We start from the raw sequence: 21,860 nt of genomic DNA, 5'->3' as shown, positions 1-21,860 counted from the left end.
AAAGGCAATTTATGTTTGACGGTCATCAAGTTAATGCTTGACAGTTTCCACCCGTGATCCGCTAAATCCTTTAGCGATGGCTGCGTGTGTGTGGCCGCGAAACGACATGGCCTGCTTGCCAGTCAGGCCCAGGAGCAGGACATAATGCAGGAAGCATGGATCATTGACAGTTGCCGGACCCCGCGCGGTATCGGCAAGATCGGCAAGGGTGCGCTGACAGACATCCATCCGCAACAGGTCGGCGCGGCCGTGTTAAAGGCGCTGGCCGATCGCAACGGCATCGACACGGCGGATGTCGAGGACATCATCTGGGGCAACGGGCAACAGGCCGGCAAGCAGGGCAACGACCTTGGCCGCATGACCGCGCTGGACGCAGGATATGATCCGCGTGCGAGCGGCGTCACCATTCACCGCTTCTGCGGATCGAGCCTGACTGCCGTCAGCCTGGCCGCCGCCAAGATCATGGCGGGGATGGAGGACCTCAATGTCGCCGGCGGCGCTGAGCTGATGTCCTACCGCAAATTGCTGCCGCGCGATCCGGCGGTGCCCGCGCTTCCGGATGCTGGCAATCGACGGTTGCGGGCGCGCCATCCGCAGACCAGTCAGGGTCTTTGCGCCGACGCGATCGCTACCCTGGAAGGGATCGACCGCGAGGTGGTCGACGAACTGGCCTATGAGAGTCAGCGCCGCGCCGCACGGGCCATTGCCGAAGGCCGGTTCGACCGCTCGTTGATCCCCGTCTATCACGAGGATGGCAGACTTGCGCTTGATCATGACGAATTTCCCCGGCCGCAGACTACGCGCGAAGGGCTGGCGGCGCTGACGCCATCCTTCGTCGGAACCGCGGATACGGCTTTCGACGCCGACGGCACGACCTTCGGTGACCTCATTCGCCAGGTCTATCCTGACCTGAAATTCAATCATGTCCACCATGCCGGCAATTCGTCGGGCGTGGTCGACGGGGCGGGGGCCTTGCTGCTCGCCTCCCCCGACTATGCGCGCAAGCATGGCCTCGTGCCCCGCGCGCGTATGGTCGCGATGGCGGAACTGGGCGATAGCCCGACACTGATGCTCAACGCTCCCGTACCCGCGACGCGCAAGGTTCTCGCGAAGGCCGGACTGACACTGAACGACATCGATCTATGGGAGGTGAACGAGGCCTTCGCGGTCGTGCCCGAAAAATTCATTCGCGACCTTTCGCTCGACCGGGAAAAGGTCAACGTCAACGGCGGCGCGATCGCGCTCGGTCACCCGATCGGTGCGACCGGGGTCATGTTGGTCGGCACGTTGCTCGATGAACTTGAGCGGCAGGATCTCAAGCGGGGTTTGGTGACGATGTGCGCGGCGGGCGGAATGGCGCCGGCGGTGATCATAGAGCGGATGTGAAGCTAAAGGCCGTCCGGCATAGCAGGCGTTCCAGCCCGCTATGTCGGACGGTCGGCGTTACACAGCGGCTATCAAATCCGCAGGCCGTTCGAGCGCGCCCTCATCGACCAGTCTGGCAATGGACGCCTCGTCCAGGCCAAGCAGTTCGCGCGCCAACTCCACTGTATGCTCGCCCTGCATCGGTGCAGGCAGCTGCGGCGGACGGGGCAGGAACCGGGATTCCACCACCAGATTCTCGGCGAAAAATGGCTCCTCGATCCGGGGATGTGAAACGAGACGCAGAAATGCGCGCTCGCGATAATAGGGATGGGCAGGCAGGTCGGCCACGCGCAGCATCGCCGCAGCGGGGACACCCGCGGCCTGAAGCGCGCGTGCGGCTTCGTCCGGGTTCTTACCGGCAAGCCAGTCCGTCAGCGTGCGATCTATGCTTTCATGAGCCGAAAGTCGCCCGGCGGGGTCGGCGACAGCCTGAATATCCGCCATATCGTCCAGGCCGATGACGCGGCACAGCGCAACCAGGTCGGCATCGTCACGAACGGTCACGACGCACCAATCATCCTCTCCCGCGCAGGCGAACACGCCCCACGGTGCGCGCCAATGAGGCAACGCTTCCACTTCGTGGCCGCGTGCTTCGGCAGACATAAGCGCGATATCAGCCGCCATATGTCCCAGCATCACTTCGGCCTGCGCTATGCTCACTGTGCCGCCCCGGCCCGTGCGCAGCCGACGAAGCAGCAACGCGATGACCCCGGCTGCGCCGATGCGTCCGCAGACATGGTCAGGATAGACGGTGAGTGCGTCGCTGAAGCTCGTGATATCGTCCGGATAGCGCCATTGCAGGCTCAGGCCGGCGGCTGCGCGCACCAGCGGACCATAGCCCATGCGCCGGCTCTCAGGGCCGGTAGAGCCGAAAGCGGAACTGTCGACGATGATAAGCCGAGGATTGCTGGCAAGCAGTGAGTCGGGTGCCAGGCCGAGCGATTCCAGCGTGCCCGGCTTGAAGTTGGACAGGATAACATCGGCTTTGGCGGCAAGGCCGCGAAACAGCGTTTTGCCTTCCTCCGAGCGCAGGTTGAGGCCCAGACTGCGCTGATTGCGGTGGCCGACTGCAAAGCTGACGCTGATCGACTCGCCACGGGTCTGGCGACTGCCGTCAGGGAAGCTCGCATTCTCCACCTTGATTACATCTGCACCCAGATCCGCGAGCAGCCGTCCGGTTTCCGCGCCAACGACGATCACCCCCAGATCAAGAACGCGCAGTCCTTTGAGGGGAAGCGCGCCGGCCTCACCGGGCGGGACCGAGGCAGTGGCAACGCGATCCGGCCAGCCGGTCTTGAGCATATTCTGTCCGCTGCCCAGTCCGGGTGGTGGTCCGGCCTGCCCGGCCCGGACGCCATCGAACTCGACGATCCCGTTTGGTGCCGCGATAGCGATATCAGCGGCAAGTTGGACATCGGAAAAGGCGTTCCGGCTGGTAAATTGGGGCGACACCGGCGCCTGGTCCAGAGCGAGTACGGACGAAAGCGGCAGACCGCGCCGCTGCGCTTCGCTTTCCAGCTCGGCACTGCTTTTGTCTGCGAACAGCGCGGCGATACGCGGAATCAGGGTTTTCGACTTGTATCGCGCGCGCAGGGTGTTGAACGAGGAATCGGCAAACTCTTCAGGTCGCCCAAGCCAGTCGAACATCGCCTGCCACTGGCGCGGCGCCAACATGCAGATGCGGACATAGCCGTCGGCGCAGGCGATGATCGGATATTGAAAGCGGGCTTCCGGCCGGCCCCTGGGCAATTTGCTCGCAGGCACGCCCTGGGCGGCGCTGCCCGAACTGCCATAGCCCGGATCAAGCGCCGCGGTGGCGCCATCCAGCAGCGACATGTCGAGCCAGTCGCCACTGCCGCCCGTCACACTGGCATAACGCGCCGCTATAGCAGCCAGCAAGGCCTGGCCGGCAGCACAGTGGAGGGCAAGTTCGCCGGGCGGCAAAAGCGGCTCCCGTTCGGGCAGGCCAGACCGGGAGAGTTCGCCGCTCATGGCATGAAGTACCGGGTCCGTTGCTTGCCAGCTGCTAAAGCTCGTATTGGCGCCAAAGCCGCTGAGCGAGAGCACCACCAGTGCGGGATTGGCGCGGCGTAGCGCCGCGATGTCGATGGAGCCTGCGGCTCCCCGGCGCATCCGCGAATCTTCGATCACAATGTCGGAGGTGCTCGCCAGCGTGTCGAACGCGGCGCGGTCTGCGGCCAGATCGAGATCCAGGGCAATCGATGCCTTGCCGAAATTGGATATCGCAAAGCCCAGGGCGACGTTGCCGACCCTGGCTCCGGCCTGGCGATCCGCGCCGCCAGCACGTGGCTCCACCCGGACAACCGTCGCGCCCCATTCCGCAAGCGTCCGCCCGATCTCTCCCAATGTGCCTTCCACGAGTTCAAGAACACGAAGCCCCGCGAGCGGAAGCCCGTCATTGTTGTTCGTCATGACGTTGGACCCCATGTTAAAACGTCGCCGCTTCGAGCGGCTGCCAGCAGGCGTCGCCGTCGGCCAAATGCATGATGGTTCCGGCCAGGCCGACAGGCGTACTGTCCCAGGATTGCAGAAGAGCCATGGTCTTTTCATCGCGCGCAGGCACGCGGGCCATGGTTCGTTCGCCCGCAGGCGTGCGGAGCACGACTATTCCCTCAAGCGGTTGGCCGTCCCGAGCATAGCGCACGGTAAAGGCCTCCAGCGTCGCAGGCCCGTCATAATCTTCGCGGACGGGCGGCGCGGGGCCGCGCAACGCGTCGGCGGTGTCTTGCACAGACCAGTTGTCCGGCAGAGCCTCTTGCGGCGCATGGGTCCCAAGCAGCAGCGCATGATGCTTCGTGACATAGCCGCCCTGGCCATAGAGCAGGCCGCAAGCCTCTGTCCGCAAGCGGAGCGCACGGACCATCGCGCAAATCGCATGGCCCATATAATTGTGCAGTGGGCCGCCAAAGAAGGTGAGGCCGCCGGTTACGCTGGGCATCGTTACATCCGGATCGAGGCCCAGGAAACGAAGCGCCATTTTCGGCACGACCGGGAAGCAGCTGTAAAGCTCCATCAGCGAAAGCAAATCGACGCCGCCCGCCTGTCGAACGACCGCGCCCAGAACCGCCTCCTGCGCCGTGCTACGGTCATAGCGATCGCGGTGGAGGAAATCGGCTGGCTCATTGGCTGCCGCCCCACCCAAGACATAGACTAGCATCCCGGGGGCAATGCCGGACGCACGGGCTTCCGCCAGGGTGGTGACGATAAACGCGGATGCCTGGTTGACCGACGGGTTGGCGACCATGAGCTTGGGGTAAGGCCAGTTTATCAGGCGGTTGTCGGGACTGATCCTGGCTATGGTCCCGGCATCGGGAGCGCTGTCGATCCAGGCAAAGGGGTTGGTGCCTGCCGCCTTGGCATATCGCGCCCACAAGCGTGCCGACTCGTCATGTGCCTGCGCCGGACTCTGCCCCCACGCGGCTTGGCTGGCCGTTTCGTACAAGGGGTAGATGCTCGCCGGATCGAGCATGTTATAGCGTTCCGCCAACGGGCTGCGGACTGTCGAGAGGCCGGCGAAGTGCGCCGTTTCGTCGGGTGCCGCCAGCGGCGTCCACGGCAGCTTGAAGCCGGACGATCGAGCGCGCGCGCGCGCGCTGGTCGCTTCTCCGCCGACGATTGCGCAGGCTTTGTGTTCGCCACGGATGACCTTGAGCGCCGCCTCATGCAACAGGCGCACAGGGGTCTCTCCGCCGCGCCGGGTGTTCGCCGCATGAGCGGGGGTGATAGCGAGTCGGGCGCAAATGTCTCCGACCGGATCCTTGTAACGCCAGCTCGTGAGTGCCACCAGATCGATCGAATCGAGTTTTCCGAGCCAGCCGCCACCAGCATCGGCATCGGCCTTGGTAAGGGCCTGGGCAATTAACGCTGTCGGCTCGGCGACCATGGCGGGATCACGCGAGCGATCGACGACTTCGCCAATTCCAACCACCACCGCAATGCGCTCGGCAGGCACTTTCAACTTACATCCTCCACGCGGTACGCCGGCAAGGCCCAGCCTTCCGATATTTGACAAGATATTGAACCGATCGACCAGTGTGAATGGCTCTTGCTTATCCCGTCCCACGCTTGCATTTTAGTTGATGAGTGTCAAGTATATATGGCGCCTCGGGCGCAGGCATCAGAATCGGAAGGGGGGTGGCGCAAGGAAGCATTGGCGAGGCTCCGCGCGTGCTTTTTCCGATCCCAGACCGCCACTGCACCGGTAAAATCCGCCCGGATCCGCAGAAATCAGCTGCTCCAAGTTCTTTGATAACCATCAAGTATATGCTTGACGATAAGAGAATATGATGGCAGCTTCCGTTTCGCACCGCCGATCACGGCGGCCACATAATAGGTGACGCTGCGAAGTTGCAGACGGGCAATGTGGGGGAGGTGAAGAGGTGATAAGGGTGAACAGGAAATTTGGTTTCCTCGCTGCGGCCAGCAGCATGGCGGTCGTCGCGCTTCCTGCTGCTGCGCATGCGCAAGAGAATTCGGGTTCCGGTATCGAGGATATCGTAGTCACCGCGCAAAAGCGGGCAGAGAATGTGCAGGACGTGCCTGCATCTGTGACCGCGATTGGCCAGGAAGCGTTGGACCTCCGGCAGATCAGCAGCGTGTCCGATCTTCAATCACAGGTCCCCTCGCTGGTGGTCGGCAATCTGTTCGGCACCAATCTCATCACGTTGCGCGGGATCAGCACGGGTCTCACATCTGGCACCGATGACCCTTCCGTTGCGACGCATATCGATGGTGCCTATCAGCCGCGCTCACGCAGCATTGACGTCGCAATGGTGGACCTAGAACGCGTGGAGGTTCTGGCAGGCCCGCAAGGCACGCTCTATGGCCGCAACGCGACCGGCGGCGCCGTCAACTATGTTCTACGTGGCCCAAGCAAGGAATTTGAGGGCGAAGTGACCGGGCGCGTCGGCAATTACGACCGCTATGGCGTGTCCGGCAGCATCTCTGGACCAATCGGCGACAAGGTCGGCGTACGCGTGACGGGTCTTTACGATAATCAGTCCAAGGGTTTCACCAAGGTTCTGAATGCCAACGCCCCCCGGGACAGCCTTGAGCAAAATCGGGTGATCGGCGGCCGTGCGATCGTTGAGTTCAAGCCCACTGAGCGGCTCACCATCGCCGTGCAGGGTATCGGTCTTGATTCCAAGTCCTCGACGGCCTTTTTCCCGTTCGCCCCCTCGCTTGATGCAGGGATCAATGCTGCAAGCCGGCCGCAATCTTATAAAGCGCATGAAGTCTATACCGATGTCGATGCCAAGCTGAACAGTCGCTATTATCAGGGGATCGGCACGATCAATTTCGAGTTGACGGACAATGTTTCAGTCAAATCGATCAGCGCCTATCAGGATTATCATCAGCTGATGGTGATCGACTCGGATGGCAGCGCTACAGCGCCTTTCCGCGGCCCGACGACATCGATCACCAATTCCAAGACGTTCACACAGGAATTTAACCTCAATGCCAGCCTGTTTGACGACAGGTTGAAATCGATCCTCGGCTTCTTCTACTTCAACGATAAGGTTGACATAGACACTAGCCTGACGATTTTTTCGACTGGCAGGTTGCGTTTCGACACGTTGCAGAAGTCGAAGTCGTACGCGTTTTTTACCGATCATACATTTTCGGTGACACCGTCGGTTCGTTTGATGGCGGGCATTCGTTTCAATCACGACAAAAAATCGGCGCTGCAATCCTTTTTCATCGATCGTTTCAATGGCACGACGATAACCGGGCTGGCGCCGACCACGACCCAGGTATCCTTCAATTCCTGGACGCCGCGCGTCGGCATCCAAGTCGATCTGGCCGATAAGATCATGGCCTATGCGCAATATTCAAAAGGTTTCAAGTCGGGCGGATTTGCGTCGAATGTCACGGCGGTCAACACCTATGATCCCGAAAAGATCAAGGGCGGCGAAGTCGGCATCAAGAGCGATCTTGCCGACGGGCGTGTGCGCCTGAACGTCGCCGGATTTTACTATGATTATAGCGATCTTCAGGTCCAGAGCGCGGCGCTTGTCAGCGGCGTTTCGGTTTTTCGTGTTCGCAACGCTGCTGCTTCGCGAATTTACGGCGTTGAAGCGCAGCTGCAAGCCGTCCTGGCGGACGGCCTCAAGCTGGACATGTCCGGGGCCCTGCAGAGCGCGAAATATACAAGCTTCCTGACCTGCAACAATACGGCCTTCCTGGGCGCCTGCGGCAGCGCCGCGACATCGACCCTCGTCGATGTAAAAGGCAACTGGTTGAACCGGGCGCCAAATTACACGGCAAATGTCGGACTTGAGTATGAAACGGAAATCGGCTCGGCAGGGAAAATAACCCTGCGTGGCGAATCCTATTTCAGTGGAGGCGTCTATTATGACGAATTTGCAACGCCTCTTCTGAAGCAGGACCCGTACAGTCTGCAGAACATATTTGTCTCATTCACGCCTGCAAGCGATCGTTTCACCATTCGCGCATTCGTCAAAAACATCGCGAATGTTGATTACAAGTCTTCGGCCTTCTTCCAGACCTCCGCGTTTCAGCAAACCGGAACCTGGGGGCCGCCGCGTACCTTTGGCGCCGAAGTCACTGCGCGTTTCTGAAACAATCGGTGCAGTCCCATTCGGACGGAACTGAATAGAAAGTTACGGAACAATCCTATGATCGATCCCATCGTCCTTGAAGTCCTTCGGTGCAAATTTGAAGCGATCGCTGGTGACGGCGCCCGTACGATCATTCGCAACGCAATTAGCCCCGTTGTTGCGGAATCGAAGGACTGTTCCTGCGCTATCTACAGTGCGGAAGGCGAACTCATTGTCGGTGGCGGCAAGGTGCAGATCGCTTTCCACATTGGCGGCAATGGCATTCGCGCAATACGGGGACTGCACGGGGATACGATCGCCGATGGCGATGTGTTTCTCGTCAACGATCCCTATAATGGCGGCGGGCTGCACGCTCAGGATGTGATCGTTCATATCCCAGTGTTCGTCGATGGCCGGATTGTCGCCTGGGTCGGGGCGTCGGCGCATATGATGGACATGGGGGGGATGGTGCCCGGCTCCTTCTCCACGTCGGCGACCGAAGTCTATCAGGAAGCATTCCGCCTTCCTCCGGTTCACCTGTTCCGCGAGGGCGTGGAGCAGAAGGATATATGGGCGATTTTGCGTAACAATATTCGTCTCCCCGATGTCGTGGAGATGGATCTTCGTTCATTGATTGCAGGCGCGTCGGTCGTTTGTGGTCAGATTTTGCGCGTTGTCGCCGATTATGGTGACAATGTTTTCCAGGATGTCATCAAGACGCTCTCCGACCTTACCGAGGCGGAGGTGCGTCGTCGAATCGCGGAACTGGAACCGGGCGTTTACACCACCCGGAGCTGGACCGAATGGACGGATGAATTCTACCATATTCCATGCGAACTGCGGATCGAGCATAATCATCTCATCTTCGACTATCGCGGAGCATCGCCACAGACCAAACATTATTTCAACTCCAAGCCGGACGTTATCAAAAGCCTGCTGGGTGTCGGCATCGCCGCCTATATTGCCCGCGGCCTGCCCTTCAACGAAGGGCTGTTTCGCGCCTTCGATGTCGTTTGCGATCGAGGCTCCATTCTCGATGCGCAACCGCCCGCGCCGATCGGCGGGCCGCATCTGGAAGTGGGGCAGAACGCGATGGAGGTGGGCGTTCGCGCTCTTAATCTTGCGCTCGCAGCGTCTCCCGATGCGCGTGGGCGAACGCACCTGTCTGGCCCGCCCTCCAGCTCTGGTTCGGCATTGCATACGCTTTCGGGAATCGGCCTGGAGGGAGAATCCCAGGGCTGGATCATGCTTGAGGGCGCCTTGGGCGGCGCATCGGCGGCGCATAGTCGCGACGGAATAGAATTTTCGCGGGAACTGGTCGGCAACGGTCAGTTGATCGACCTGGTTGATGTCGAGATACTGGAATCCTGGTATCCCATCATGTTTGATTGGCGCAACCTGCGGTCTGGGACCGGCGGAGGCGGCGAATTTACGGCAGGGAGGCCGATTTCGCTCGCCTATTCCGTTGTAGGCACGAAGGCATTGAGCCTGACCATCATGGGTAATCGCGAGCGGTTGCCCATAGCGGGGACGGCCGGTGGCCTCCCGGGCAGCATCACGCACTTCAACGTCCGTAGAGCAGTCGATGCCAGGGTCGAGCCGCTGGCCTGTCATCAGGACGGCATTCCCCTGGCCGAGGGCGACATGCTGATGCTGGAGGTGAGCAACGGCGGCGGCTGGGGAGATCCCTTGCTGCGCGACGTCGATGTGGTCGAACGAGAGGTGGCACGCGGGCTGATATCGTCGGAGGAGGCCGCGCGGGTCTACGGCGTGATCCTTGGCGACCGCGATGCTACCGATGCCCATCGGGGCGAGATCCTCCGCCAGCGCCTGACGAAGGCCGAGCCGGCGCCTGCTCCGCTGGTGTGGAACCAGAATTTGCAGCGGGCGTCAGAGGGTGTTTCCGGGCCGCTGGCGGCTGGAATCGATCAGCGTGGTTCGGTTGCGGTGAGTGTGATGTCGGGCGCGCCGCTGGCGATCAGCCCAAACCATTGGACAGGTGGATGTCCGCGCATCCGGAATTTCATCGAGACTCACCCGGATGTGGAGATCAGCGCCTATCTCGACCCTGAAACCGGGCATCTGCTCCTGGTAGACGTGGTCCCTGCAGGGAATGAATGCAGTTGGACGTCGGTTCCGAAGCGATGGGCAGACGCTGAGCAAGGTTCCGAGGCGGCAGAGAAGGCGCAATATATAGGCTAGTCCCGGTGCCGCCTGCGATCGGGTGACAGTCTTGTCATCTGGCTTTCAAATGAGCGCAGGCCGGCGGGGTTTCAGACTTGTGTGGCAGGCCGATTGTTCGCGCTGCCGCGGTTCGTAAAGTGGGCGCAGGATGAAGTTGCGCCGGGATTTGGGAGTGATGCTTGTGAGCGAGAATGCCAACATAGTTGCGGGCAACCAAGCGCGAACTGAATCCGGCTACGTCATCGGCATCGATGTCGGCGGCACGTTCACCGATGCTGTGTGTAGCGATGGGCAGACCAGTTGGAGGGCTAAATCCCCCACCAATCCTGCGCGTTTCAGCGAGGGAGTGATAGGTGCGTGCGCGCTGCTCGCACAGGCGGCGGGCTTGACGCCGGCGGGCTTGATGGAACGCGTGACACGCTTTGGCCTTGGCACAACGGCCGTGACCAACGTGCTGGCGACGCGTCGCGGACGCACGGTCGGGCTTCTGACCACGAAAGGTTTTGAAAACCACTTGCACGCCATGCGCAATCATCGCGATGTCCGCGATGGATGGATCGAAAAATTCTGGATGCCGATCGAACCCGAGGCCGTCCGCGGCATCAACGAAAGGGTCGATCGCAACGGCGACATCATCCGGCCCCTGGTGGCCGCAGAAGTGATCGAGGCCGCGCGGGACATGATCGAGCGTAACGGCGTGAACGCCATTGCCGTGTCGTTCCTCTGGTCGTTCCGAAATCCAGCCCATGAACAGCAGGTTGTCGCCCTTCTCAAGGAAAATTTCCCTGACGTACCCGTCTATAGCGGCGTCGACCTGCATCCCATCATGCGCGAATATGAGCGCACCACATTAGCGGTGCTTAACGCGTTCGCCGCCGATGCGCTGGATGGCGTCGAAGAGCTGGAAGATTATCTCAGAGGACTAGGTCTTAAATGCCCGATGCTTCTGCTGCATTCGGGTGGGGGGGCAATCAGCGCTCAGGAAGCGCGGCAAACGCCGCTGGCACTCGCCTCGTCAGGACCTGCGGCCGGGTCGGTCGCTGCCGGCGAAGTGGCGATGACGGCCGGTTTGCCGGACGCCATATGTTGCGACATGGGCGGCACCAGCATCGACGTGGCGGTGGTGACCGATGGCATTCCCGAGCGCCGCCATACGGCAGATCTTGGCGGGATCGTGATCGGCCAGTCGGCGATCGATGTCGAATCGGTCGGTGCCGGCGGCGGATCGATCGCCTGGATCGATGATCGCGGACTCCTGCGCGTCGGACCGCAGTCCGCGCGCGCAACACCGGGACCTGTCTGTTACGGCCGGGGCGGCACCGAGCCCACAGTGACTGACGCGATGGTGTTGCTTGGCTATATTGACCCGGCCTCATTCAATCGCGGCGGGATGCAGCTCGATGTCGAGGCCGCGCGGGCCGCCTGCGCGCGGTTGGGCGAGCGGCTCGGCATGGATGCGATGGGCATCGCTTATGGCATTCGCGAGATTGCGCTTGCGGAAATGAGCAAGGCGATGCGCGCGCGTATCTCGTCGGGCGGGCTCGATACACGGCGCTACGGCGTGATCGCCTTTGGCGGCTCGGGGTCGCTGTTCGCGACGGCGATGGCGAAGGAACTGGATTTGCCATGGGTGCTTACGCCCGCGCTGGCGTCGGTGCTGTCGGCCTATGGGGCGGCGACCGCGGATATCCGGCGCGAACGATCGCGGGCAGTCGATCAATTCCTGCCCCTTGTGAATGGACATGCCGGGGAAAGTTTGCGCGAACTGATTGAGCGAGCCGAAGACGATCTTGCCGCGCAGGATGTCGAGCCGGCCAACCGCTCCGTTCACTGCGAAGCGGAAGTCCGTTTTCATCGGCAAAATGCTTCGCTGACCTTGACGATCGAGGATGAAATGCTGGATTCTACGCTGCTGCTGGAGACGTTCAGGGACAGCTATACCAGGCAATTTGGCGCCAGCAGCATCACGGCCAAAACGCCGATCGAACTGTCTACCCTGCGCGTGACCGGGATCGGCAAGACCATCCGTGCCGTCTTGCCTCAGTCGCAGGCCGAGGGCGCCAGCCAGCCGCTCGTGCCGATCAGCCAGCGGGATGTGTATCTGACAGCGCGCGCGCCAACGCCGGTGCCGGTGTTCGCTGCAGCCGATTTCCGGATCGGTCATAGCCTGCATGGACCCGCGCTCGTCGATGTCGGGGACACGACATTGTGGGCACCGGAAGGATCGGTGGTCGAACTGATCGCCGGCGGTACGCTCAAGACCACGATCGGCTGACCGATGGTGAGCGTATCAAGATGGGAGAAGGCGGGCATGGTGACCATTCCGCTGCGCGACATTCCCCGGCATAACGCTGCGCGACTGGGCAAGGATGCCACTGCCGTTCGGGTCGGAGAAAAGTCCCTAAATTGGGGCGAGCTTGAGGAAAGATCCACGCTCCGCGCGAAATCGCTGCAGGCGCGAGGGGTTCGGCCTGGCGACCTTGTGACGATAGCGCTCAACAATGATGTGCATTTTTTCGAATGGACGTTTGCAATCTGGAAGCTGGGTGCCGTTCCTCACGCCGCCTCGTGGCGCAGTTCGGCCAGCGAACTCGCCGCGATGCTCGAACTGGCTCGCCCGACTGCCGTGATAGCCAGCGAGCATGAGCGTCTGGTGAATGTTGGTGCGTTACCCGCTGATTGGGGACTGACCGGCGCAGACGCACGTCTGCCGGACGCGATCTCTCCCTATTGGAAGGCGATGTCTTCCGGCGGTTCCACCGGGCGACCGAAGATCATCGTCGATCACAAGCCTGCTTTGTACGACAGCGAAACAACCTACCTCGGCGTTGCCCAGGGCGAGGCGGTGCTCAATCCCGGGCCTCTCTATCACAACGCACCATTTTCCATGGCCCATAACGCCTTGTTCAAGGGCAATCCGCTTATAAATCTGGCAAAGTTCGATGCGGAGGAAACGCTCCGGCGCATCGATCTCCATAATGTCGCCAGCGTCAATTTCGTACCGACCATGATGCTGCGTATCTGGCGCCTGCCCGATGATGTGAAGGCCAAATACGACGTTTCTTCGCTGCGCAATGTCTGGCATATGGCCGCGCCCATGCCCCGCTGGCTGAAGCGGGCGTGGATCGACTGGATTGGCGCCGAGAAAATCAACGAGGCCTATGCGGGCACTGAATCGGTTGGCGCGACCACGATCAATGGCGTGGACTGGCTCGCGCACGAAGGGTCCGTGGGCAAGCCACGCAATTGTGAGGTCAGTGTCCGGGACGAGGACGGGGCCGAGGTGCCGATGGGCTCCATCGGCGAAGTCTGGCTCAGATCGATGGCACCGGAAAAGGCCTATCATTATATTGGCGCGGCTCAGCCAGCCAACGATAGCGGGTTTGAATCCTTGGGCGATCATGGTTGGGTCGATGCCGATGGATTTCTGTATCTGGCGGATCGTCGCACCGACCTTATCATTTCCGGCGGATCGAACATCTATCCTGCGGAAATCGAAAACGCCCTGATGGAGCACCCAGGCGTCGAGGTCGCTGTCGTAGTCGGTTTGCCGAGCGAGGATCTTGGTGCGTCCGCGCATGCTATCGTCAAGCTGAACGTCGAACATGGCGACGGTCTGACAGGTCCCGATCTGATCGAATTCCTCCGCGGTCGGCTCGTCAGTTATAAATTGCCGCGCAGTTTCGAGTTCACAGCGGCCGAGTTGCGCGACGATGCCGGCAAGGTGCGCCGGTCTCAGCTTCGCGAAGAGCGTATCGCGCTATTGGAAAGTGAACGGCCTGCGGCCCGGGGAACGGTATGAAATTAGGTTCGGACATTGCCGCCGTCATCACAGGCGGCGCCAGCGGGCTTGGAGAGGCGACGGCGCGGCGCCTGGCCGGGCACGGCGTCAAGGTCGCACTTTTCGACCTCAACGAAGAGCGCGGTGAATCTGTCGCGGCGGAACTTGGCGGTGTTTACTGTTCGGTGGACGTTGCCTCCGCGCTTTCGATCGAGGCAGGCTTTACCAAGGCGCGGACCGCGATCGGCCAGGAACGCATCCTGATCAATTGCGCCGGCGTGGGGAGCGGCAAGGCCCGCACGGCCTCGCGCGATCGGGAGAGCGGCGAGATATCCGAACATTCCCTGGAAAGCTTTGCGCGCATCATTCAGGTGAACCTGATCGGCACCTTTTGCTGCATCACGAAGAGCGCGGCGGGCATGTTGACGCTCGATCCGCTGGCTGACGGCGACCGCGGCGTCATCGTCAACACAGCGTCAGTGGCCGCCGAAGACGGGCAAATCGGGCAGGTGGGCTATTCTGCATCTAAGGCCGGTGTAGTCGGTATGACATTGCCGATAGCGCGCGATCTTGCGCGGGAAGCCATCCGAATCAACACCATTCTCCCTGGCCTGTTCAGCACCCCCATGTTCGCGCGCGCCAGTGAAGAATTTAAGGCCAAGTTGTGCGCCACCGTGCCCTTCCCTTCGCGATTGGGTATGGCCGATGAATTCGCCCAACTGGCCGAAACCATGATCACCTGCGGCTATTTCAACGGCGAGGATGTCAGGCTTGACGGCGCCATAAGGATGGCACCGCGCTGACCTGCCTGCCGCACTATCGATGGTTCGGCGTCTGTTGCTCGATCAGATGTGGAATATCTATCCAATCCCGGAGTTAGCGATGACGTTTGACGACAGCTTCACACTCACGATAGCGGGCGAAGCCGTGATTAGTTCCTCGCAAGTGGACGTGATCAATCCCGCCACAGGCAAAGTCTTTGCCACCGCCCCGGCGGCCGACGCGGCGCTGCTCGATCGCGCCGTTGCCGCTGCCCGGAATGTCTTTCCGCAGTGGCGCGACACGCCGCTGGAAGATCGCCGACAGGCGTTGCTGATGCTGGCCGATGCGATCGAGGGCAAGGCGGGCGAATTTGGCGCTTTGTTCACCCGCGAACAGGGTCGACCGCTTGCCCTTGCCACCCGCGAGATCATCGCTGGCGCCACCTGGCTTCGCGCGGTCGCGCGTCAGGATGTCGCTATCGATGTCGTCGAGGATAGCGCTGCCCGCCGCGTCGAGGTGCATCATGTGCCCCTCGGCGTCGTGGCGGCCATCGTTCCCTGGAACTTTCCGTTCCTCCTGACGATCTGGAAAATAGCGCCTGCGCTGCTGACCGGGAATACGGTCGTGCTCAAACCGTCTCCCTACACGCCGCTTTGCGCCCTGAAGCTCGGGGAACTGGCCAGCACGATCTTGCCTGGCGGCGTCCTGAACGTCCTTTCGGGCGACGATAGCCTGGGACCGTTGATGTCTTTGCATCCGGGTTTTGCGAAAATCTCCTTCACCGGGTCCACTGCCACGGGGAAGCGGGTGATGGAAGCGGCGGCGAAGGATCTTAAACGCATCACCCTGGAACTGGGGGGTAACGATGCAGCGATCGTGCTACCTGATGCCGACCCGGAGGCGGTGGCCGATGCGATGTTCGCAGGCGCATTCTTCAACAGCGCGCAGGTATGCATCGCGACGAAGCGGCTTTATGTCCATTCCGATATTTACGAAGCCGTGCGCGACAAGCTGCACGAACGTCTGCTGGCTGGGGTGGTCGGCGATGGCGCGATCGCTGGCGTCACCCACGGCCCGGTACAGAATCTGGCGCAGTATCACCGGGTGAACAAGCTTATCGACGATGCGCAAGCGGCTGGCTTGACCCTGTTGCGTGGCAGCGCTGTTCCCAAGGGGGAGGGCTATTTCATCCCACTTACCCTGGTCGACAATCCGCCCGAAGATGCCGCGGTCGTATGCGAGGAGGCATTCGGTCCGGTGCTGCCGATAATGCGGTTTACCGACATTGATGACGTGATCGTCCGGGCGAACGACAGCGAATATGGCTTGGCTGGTTCGATCTGGTCCAAGGATATCGATCAGGCAGTGGCCATTGCCAAGCGCCTCGACACCGGGTCGATCTGGATCAACCAGAACCGGCAGGTGGCGCCGCATGTGCCATTTTCGGGGTTTAAGCAGTCGGGCTTTGGCGTGGAGAATGGCCGGGAAGGCATGCTCGAATTTACCCAGACCAAGTCCATCTACATCCCGAAATAGAGGTTTATTGGCACCGCCGGCGAAGGCGAAGCCGCGGGCTGGATAGGACGACAATCCGGAAAATAGAGGAAGTTGAGATGGCCGACGACCAGACGTTGGAAACTTTGCTGGATAAGCAGGCGATCCAGGAAAATCTCATGCGATATTGCCGTGGCGTTGACCGCATGGATCTTGCGCTCATGAAGTCGACCTATTGGGCCGATGGTACGGACGATCATGGCCGCTTCGTTGGGAACGCCCATGATTGGTGTGATGAAGCCGTTAGGGCCAAGGGAAAGCTGATCAGCAGCAACCATCATGTTTCCAACGTCTATACCGAAGTGGACGGCGACTTCGCGAGACGTGAGAGCATGTTTCTGGTCGTTACGATATATAAGCAGCATGGATCGGCGATGTTTCTTGGCGGGCGATACCGCGACCTTTGCGAAAAACGGGATGGCAGTTGGAAAGTCCTGCATCGCGTATGCGTGTGGGACTGGAACCGGGAGATAAAGGCCGACGCCGGGTGGCACCTGATGAGTGCGCCCGAACTGTCCAACTGGGGGCAATTTTCCCCGAACGACCCCATCCACCAGGATTGGCACTCGAGTCCCCGGACAAATGCGGCTGCGTCAGGGCGCCTCGATTTATCCGTCGCCGGCGCGGATGCCCCATAACAATAGGAGTAGAATATGAGTGTTGAAGTTTGGGCGTCGCTCGTATCGGATGGCAGCAGTCAGGAGCCGAGGGGCATTGCCCGTCGTGCGCAGCGTCTTGAGGCGGACGGATGGGATGGCGGTGTTCTCGCTGACTCGCAGACTCTGGCTGCCGATGCCTATACGGTACTGACATGGTGTGCCGCCGCGACGAAGACGCTGAAACTGGGAACGGGGACGAGCAACCCGGCGACACGGCATCCATCCGTGCTTGCGAGCGCTGCGGCTTCCATCCAGGTGGCGTCCGAAGGCCGCATGACGCTCAGCATCGGTCGCGGCGATTCGTCCCTGGCCTATATCGGCGCCCCCCCGGTGCCGCTGGGGTATTTCGAACGCGCCCTTGCAACCGTCCAGGCCTATCTTCTGGGGGAAGAGGTTCCCAGGGAAGATGCCGCCAGTTTCCTTGGTGGCCTGGCTACCAGTTTCGACAATCTGGCCATCGGCTCCGCGCCTGAAACGAGCCGCCTCAAATGGCTGCCTGCGGATTTCATCAAGCCTGAACTGGAAGTGGTCGCCACCGGTCCCAAGGTGATCGCCATTGCCGCCCGGCATGCTGACCGTATCGCCCTTGCCGTCGGTGGCGATGTCGAGCGCCTTGCCTGGGGTATGGCGTCGGCAAGGGAGGAGATGGAGAAGGCGGGTCGCGACCCGGCTTCCGTGAAATTTGCCGCGATCGTTCCCTTCTACCCCCATACGGACGTCGATTTTGCCCGGCAATTGGCGCAGGGCATGGTGGCGTCGATGAGCCGATTTTCGATCATGAACAAGAAAGTGGTCGGCCCCGTATCGGAGAATGAGCGGGCCAATCTGGAGCGGGTTGCCAACTCATACGATATGAAAAACCATGGCGCGAACGTCAGCAAACAGACCCAGGCCCTCGATCCGGAATTCATCGACAAGTTCGGCCTGGTGGGCGACCCGCAGCGATGTGTCGAACGACTGCTGGAAATATCGGAACTCGGGATCGACAAACTGATCCTGTGGACAGCGGATTCCAATGGGCGGCCAAGGGAAAGCTATAAATTCGCGGTCGAGGATGTCCTTCCCAAAATCCGGTGATCCATAAACGACTGGGTGCGAGCGGGGTTGGCTATGAAAGGTCCGAATGAAAATGGTCGACACGCCGGACCACTCCAGGATACAGCCCGAGCTAGGCATGCGGGGGTGAGCCGCGGCAGCATCGCCACTTGCTGCATGTCAATTTTTCCTCGATACCGGCGTTGCAGGCCGCTCTGCTCATTTGCGTTCGATCTGCGCTCAAAGGATGGTAATGACATCAGTCTTTTGTCCAATGTCTCCGGGGATTCAACGGGCTATATGGAGCCGGCGTTCCTTGAAGGCAAAATCCGCAGTTTGAATTACAATGAGTGAAACTAAATAAATGACATTGAAACGGCCAAGGCGATCACAAGCCCAGCGACGGGAAGAATCGCGTGCGCGTATCCTAGATGCCGCCATGGAGCTTGTCATCGAGAATGGTTTTGACCGCTTCTCTCTGCAAGACATCGGCAAGAAGGCGAATTGTAGCCATGAGTTGGTAAACTTCTACTTTGTTAACAAAGATGGCCTGCTAAATGCTCTTGCTACACATATTATTGGCTCAATTTCGACCGAATTAGAGTCGCTTGATGGCAAATTCAGCGGCTTTGAGAATTTCGCGCGGCGAATTCGCTATATCGCTACCGTAGCCGATCGTGGCGGCGCGACCTTTACGGCCTATATGCGGATCGCGGGCGATGCCGCCTTTCGTGAACCAGTGGCACAATTATTTCGGGATCGCCGGAGTCAGACGGTAGGCATATTTCGCGCGTCTATTCTGGCGGGTCAGGCCAGCGGTGATATTAGACGCGGGGTGGATGCCGATCAAATCGCGGAGGTGGCCTATGACTTTGTAAGGGGTCATGTCGACCGGCAGGTCCTCGACCGGGATAATATATCTCGTACGGATTTCCGTTTCGTCGTCGAAGGCTTCATCGAGTTGCTTCGCGCCCAGCTTGCCGTTCGAAAGCGGGTCACCAAGCAGGTGGCGTCCCCCGAGCATAGTGAGTGATCCAGAGAGGGCGCTTCGGCTGAAGCTTATACTCTCAAAAGCAGAGCTGGTCGGCCCATTTGGCAGCGGCGTAAGGTGACCTAGCGGGCGGTGAAATCGCCAGGTCGTCGCTGGGCAACGGCACGTAGGCCTTCTTGATAATCGGCAGTCAGGAACAGCTTCTCCTGCTCCTTGGCTTCATGCGCCATGCGATCGGTAACTGAGGCGGCCAGTCCGGCCCGAAGCGTCGCCCGCGTCGCGATGACGGCGAGTGGAGCGTTTTCAGCAAGTTCTCTTGCCAGTGCGAGTGCACGATCGCGTAGTTCCTCCGGTCCGACCAGACTGTCGATCAGGCCGATGCGGAAAGCCTCCTCTGCCCCTATGCGTCGACCGGTGTATAGCAATATTGCGGCATGCTGTTTACCGACAACAAGCGGGAGCGTGTGCGTCAGGCCAAAGCCCGGATGGATACCAAGTTTGACAAAATTCGCCGAGAAGCGTGCGTCCGCAGTAGCGATACGAAAATCGGCAAGCAGCGCCAAACCGAGCCCCGCGCCAATCGCCGCGCCCTGAATCGCGGCAACGACTGGCTTGCGTCCGGCGAACAAACGTGATGCTGCGGCATAAAAGCGCCTTGCGGTGTCGCCGCTGCCTTCGTCGCGGGAAAAATCGGCGCCAGCGCAGAAGGACTTTCCCTGACTGGCCAATATGATGCAACGGACCTCGGGTTCGGCGTCCAGCCGCCCGATGCAATCGGCCAATTCCGTCAATATTGTCGCGTCGACGAAATTATGCGGGGGCCTGAACAACTCCACCACCGCAACGTGGCCGTCCAATGTGACTGAAATTTCCTGCGTCATGCTGGACATAGCTAAACTCTCCTACTTTCCGGCTCGATTGCGCCGGAATGCTCTCGACCGACGGCCAGCATATCGACGCGCACAGTGCAGCGATTCTCATTATATCAAAAGTCGTTGCCGCTTTCGAATTAAGCTGATAAAACTTGCTGAGTGTCAAGTTATTTTGAGTCGAGCGCGCGGATGAGCGGGCCGGTGATGAGAGGAGTTTTCATGTTTGATCTGCTTATTCGCAATGCGACGATCATCGACGGCACGGGCGCGCCGGGCTTCGGCGGAAATGTCGGGGTCAGGGATGGGAAAATCGCCTATATCGGGCCGCAAGAAGAGGAAGCGACGAGCGTCATCGACGCTGGCGGGCGGCTCCTCACGCCAGGCTTTATCGACACCCACACGCATTATGACGCGCAGATTACCTGGGACCCTTGGCTCCGGCCCCATACGCGTCACGGTGTTACCACCTTCATCTGCGGTAATTGCGGCTTCGCGCTCTCGCCCTTGTCGGAAGGATCGTTGGACTATCTTGTCCCGATGCTCGCCAAGGTGGAGGGCATTCCGCATGATACGCTGGTTCATGGTGCCAAGATCGACTGGTCCAGCACGGGCGAGATGCTCAAGGGTTTCGAGGGTCAGGTAGGCGTCAATGTCGGCTTTATGACCGGTCATTCGACCCTGCGCGTCAATGTAATGAAGGATCGCGCGCATGACGAGCAGGCGACGCGCGAAGATATCGAAGCGATGAAAAGCCAGTTGCGCCAGTCGCTCAGCGATGGCGCGATGGGCTTTTCGTCGAGCCACATCGAAACCCATGTCGACCATGAGGGCGAAGACGTGCCGTCGCTTCATTCACCGCATGAGGAACTGCTGGAACTCATGTCCGTCGTGAAGGACTATGAGGGCACAATGGTGGGCTATGTGCTGACCGGCTACAAACCAGACGAGACAGCGATGCGCAAGATGGCGGAGGTGAGCCTGGCGGCGAACCGGCCTTATGCATGGCCGCTGCTCGTGCCCGGCCTTCATGCGGAAGACATGATGGACGCCAAAATGGCGGCGACCGACGCCGCGCGCAACATGGGTGCCGAACTGCGCGTTCAGGCGCCTTCATGCCCTGTTGGTGTCTACATCAATTTTAAGAACGGCCTTGGCTTTGACATGTTTCCAGGCGTCTGGAAGGATGTCTACCGCAAGGATCATGCGGGCCGGGTCGCCGCCTTCGCAGATCCAAACATGCGCAAGCAACTGGAAGAGGACGCGGGCAAGCTGCCCCCGGGCGCGAATGGCCAGTATCGCGCGAAGTTCGAAAATTATGAGGTGCAGGGCGTCAGGTCCGCGCAATATCAGGCGTATGTCGGCCGCAGCATGGGCGATATTGCCAAGGAAGAAGGGCGCAGCGCCTTCCAGATAATCCTCGACATGGTCGTCGCCGATGACCTTGAAACGGTATTTGTGCCGCGCGATCCGGCGGTCGATGAACTGGCTATCTGGAAGGATATCGTGCGGTGCATGCGCGACAGTCGCACGCTGTGGGGTGGCGATGATGGCGGCGCGCATCTCGACGTCTTGGAGGCCTATTCGCACAGCACGCGCTTCATCGAGTCCGCCGTCAAGCAATATGGGCTGATGTCGATCGAGGAAGCGGTCCATAATTTCACCCAGGTGCCTGCGCTGTTCATAGGCCTTCGTGATCGCGGAACCATCGCCGTTGGCAACCATGCGGATCTGGTGCTGATGAATCTCGACAAGGTCCAGATCACCCCGGTTGAATTCCGCGCGGACTTCCCCGCCAATGGTGAGCGACTCTATACGGGCGCCGAGGGCATTGATTATGTCATCGTCAACGGCACGCCGATCATCGCCGAGGGCGAATATACCTGGGCCAAGCCGGGCCAGGTGCTGCGCGCAGGTAAGGACAGCTACACCGTCGATATTCGGCAGGGCGCCAAGATTACGCAAGCGCCCCTTCTCGCGGCGGCGGGCTGAGCGAACGGCAGTTTCTGCGCGACCACA

General features: G+C 60.5%; 14 protein-coding genes. 11 read left to right on the top strand and 3 right to left on the bottom strand.

Annotated features, from left to right (window positions below):
* The first annotated feature begins 144 nt into the window (after positions 1-144).
* Entirely contained in the window at positions 145-1,386 is a 1,242-nt protein-coding gene (locus tag WG907_RS17105; RefSeq protein ID WP_340234711.1) for an acetyl-CoA C-acetyltransferase, read from the top strand.
* A 57-nt stretch (positions 1,387-1,443) separates the two neighbouring features.
* Here WG907_RS17105 and WG907_RS17100 read toward each other — a convergent pair whose 3' ends face one another.
* Together WG907_RS17100 and WG907_RS17095 are read right to left on the bottom strand one after the other, a co-directional pair.
* A complete protein-coding gene (locus WG907_RS17100; protein WP_340234710.1) occupies positions 1,444-3,858 on the bottom strand; it encodes a CaiB/BaiF CoA-transferase family protein in 2,415 nt (804 codons plus the stop codon).
* Between the two features lie 16 nt (positions 3,859-3,874).
* Positions 3,875-5,398 (bottom strand): TLP1 C-terminal extension domain-containing protein, encoded by a 1,524-nt coding sequence (locus tag WG907_RS17095; protein WP_340234832.1) that lies wholly within the window; start codon positions 5,396-5,398, stop codon positions 3,875-3,877.
* A 475-nt stretch (positions 5,399-5,873) separates the two neighbouring features.
* Between WG907_RS17095 and WG907_RS17090 the strand changes: the two genes are divergently transcribed.
* The 9 genes from WG907_RS17090 (at position 5,874) to WG907_RS17050 (ending at position 19,014) form a co-directional block, all read left to right on the top strand.
* Positions 5,874-8,027: a TonB-dependent receptor gene (locus tag WG907_RS17090; RefSeq protein WP_340234709.1), complete on the top strand. Its 2,154-nt coding sequence runs from the start codon at positions 5,874-5,876 to the stop codon at positions 8,025-8,027.
* 57 nt (positions 8,028-8,084) lie between these two features.
* Positions 8,085-10,208 carry a hydantoinase B/oxoprolinase family protein gene (locus tag WG907_RS17085; protein WP_340234707.1) on the top strand — a complete coding sequence of 708 codons (2,124 nt, stop codon included), beginning with the start codon at positions 8,085-8,087 and terminating at the stop codon, positions 10,206-10,208.
* Between the two features lie 163 nt (positions 10,209-10,371).
* Positions 10,372-12,465, top strand: a complete 2,094-nt coding sequence (locus WG907_RS17080; protein ID WP_340234705.1) for a hydantoinase/oxoprolinase family protein — start codon at positions 10,372-10,374, stop codon at positions 12,463-12,465.
* A gap of 36 nt (positions 12,466-12,501) precedes the next feature.
* Complete coding sequence (locus WG907_RS17075; protein WP_340234703.1) at positions 12,502-13,992, top strand: AMP-binding protein; 1,491 nt, start codon at positions 12,502-12,504, stop codon at positions 13,990-13,992.
* Positions 13,989-14,774 carry an SDR family NAD(P)-dependent oxidoreductase gene (locus tag WG907_RS17070; RefSeq protein WP_340234701.1) on the top strand — a complete coding sequence of 262 codons (786 nt, stop codon included), beginning with the start codon at positions 13,989-13,991 and terminating at the stop codon, positions 14,772-14,774. Before WG907_RS17075 ends, WG907_RS17070 begins: the two co-directional genes overlap by 4 nt.
* 79 nt (positions 14,775-14,853) lie before the next feature.
* Positions 14,854-16,269 carry an aldehyde dehydrogenase family protein gene (locus WG907_RS17065; RefSeq protein WP_340234699.1) on the top strand — a complete coding sequence of 472 codons (1,416 nt, stop codon included), beginning with the start codon at positions 14,854-14,856 and terminating at the stop codon, positions 16,267-16,269.
* A 77-nt stretch (positions 16,270-16,346) separates the two neighbouring features.
* Positions 16,347-16,925 carry a nuclear transport factor 2 family protein gene (locus tag WG907_RS17060; RefSeq protein WP_340234697.1) on the top strand — a complete coding sequence of 193 codons (579 nt, stop codon included), beginning with the start codon at positions 16,347-16,349 and terminating at the stop codon, positions 16,923-16,925.
* A 15-nt stretch (positions 16,926-16,940) separates the two neighbouring features.
* Positions 16,941-18,023: an LLM class flavin-dependent oxidoreductase gene (locus tag WG907_RS17055; RefSeq protein WP_340234695.1), complete on the top strand. Its 1,083-nt coding sequence runs from the start codon at positions 16,941-16,943 to the stop codon at positions 18,021-18,023.
* A gap of 322 nt (positions 18,024-18,345) precedes the next feature.
* Positions 18,346-19,014: a TetR/AcrR family transcriptional regulator gene (locus WG907_RS17050; RefSeq protein ID WP_340234693.1), complete on the top strand. Its 669-nt coding sequence runs from the start codon at positions 18,346-18,348 to the stop codon at positions 19,012-19,014.
* Between the two features lie 80 nt (positions 19,015-19,094).
* On the opposite strand, the gene WG907_RS17045 is transcribed toward WG907_RS17050, so the two are convergent.
* Complete coding sequence (locus tag WG907_RS17045) at positions 19,095-19,853, bottom strand: enoyl-CoA hydratase/isomerase family protein (protein WP_340234831.1); 759 nt, start codon at positions 19,851-19,853, stop codon at positions 19,095-19,097.
* Positions 19,854-20,063: 210 nt separating this feature from the next.
* Here WG907_RS17045 and WG907_RS17040 point away from each other — a divergent pair, with 210 nt between their 5' ends.
* The gene (locus WG907_RS17040; RefSeq protein WP_340234691.1) at positions 20,064-21,833 is read left to right on the top strand and encodes an N-acyl-D-amino-acid deacylase family protein; all 1,770 of its coding nucleotides are present in this window, start codon (positions 20,064-20,066) and stop codon (positions 21,831-21,833) included.
* Positions 21,834-21,860 lie beyond the last annotated feature (27 nt).

The sequence above is a fragment of the Sphingobium fluminis genome, from assembly GCF_037723805.1.
Taxonomy (GTDB): domain Bacteria; phylum Pseudomonadota; class Alphaproteobacteria; order Sphingomonadales; family Sphingomonadaceae; genus Sphingobium.
The sequence above is the reverse complement of the archived record's forward strand: the minus strand, read 5'-3'. Positions and strand labels throughout refer to the sequence as shown.

Bases quoted from the DNA above. Each gene is read 5' to 3' on its own strand.
- WG907_RS17090 (WP_340234709.1), top strand. From the start codon at position 5,874: ATGGCGGTCGTCGCGCTTCCTGCTGCTGCGCATGCGCAAGAGAATTCG.
- WG907_RS17055 (WP_340234695.1), top strand. From the start codon at position 16,941: ATGAGTGTTGAAGTTTGGGCGTCGCTCGTATCGGATGGCAGCAGTCAG.
- WG907_RS17105 (WP_340234711.1), top strand. From the start codon at position 145: ATGCAGGAAGCATGGATCATTGACAGTTGCCGGACCCCGCGCGGTATC.
- WG907_RS17085 (WP_340234707.1), top strand. From the start codon at position 8,085: ATGATCGATCCCATCGTCCTTGAAGTCCTTCGGTGCAAATTTGAAGCG.
- WG907_RS17045 (WP_340234831.1), bottom strand. From the start codon at position 19,853: ATGACGCAGGAAATTTCAGTCACATTGGACGGCCACGTTGCGGTGGTG.
- WG907_RS17075 (WP_340234703.1), top strand. From the start codon at position 12,502: ATGGTGACCATTCCGCTGCGCGACATTCCCCGGCATAACGCTGCGCGA.
- WG907_RS17070 (WP_340234701.1), top strand. From the start codon at position 13,989: ATGAAATTAGGTTCGGACATTGCCGCCGTCATCACAGGCGGCGCCAGC.
- WG907_RS17060 (WP_340234697.1), top strand. From the start codon at position 16,347: ATGGCCGACGACCAGACGTTGGAAACTTTGCTGGATAAGCAGGCGATC.
- WG907_RS17050 (WP_340234693.1), top strand. From the start codon at position 18,346: ATGACATTGAAACGGCCAAGGCGATCACAAGCCCAGCGACGGGAAGAA.
- WG907_RS17040 (WP_340234691.1), top strand. From the start codon at position 20,064: ATGTTTGATCTGCTTATTCGCAATGCGACGATCATCGACGGCACGGGC.
- WG907_RS17100 (WP_340234710.1), bottom strand. From the start codon at position 3,858: ATGACGAACAACAATGACGGGCTTCCGCTCGCGGGGCTTCGTGTTCTT.
- WG907_RS17065 (WP_340234699.1), top strand. From the start codon at position 14,854: ATGACGTTTGACGACAGCTTCACACTCACGATAGCGGGCGAAGCCGTG.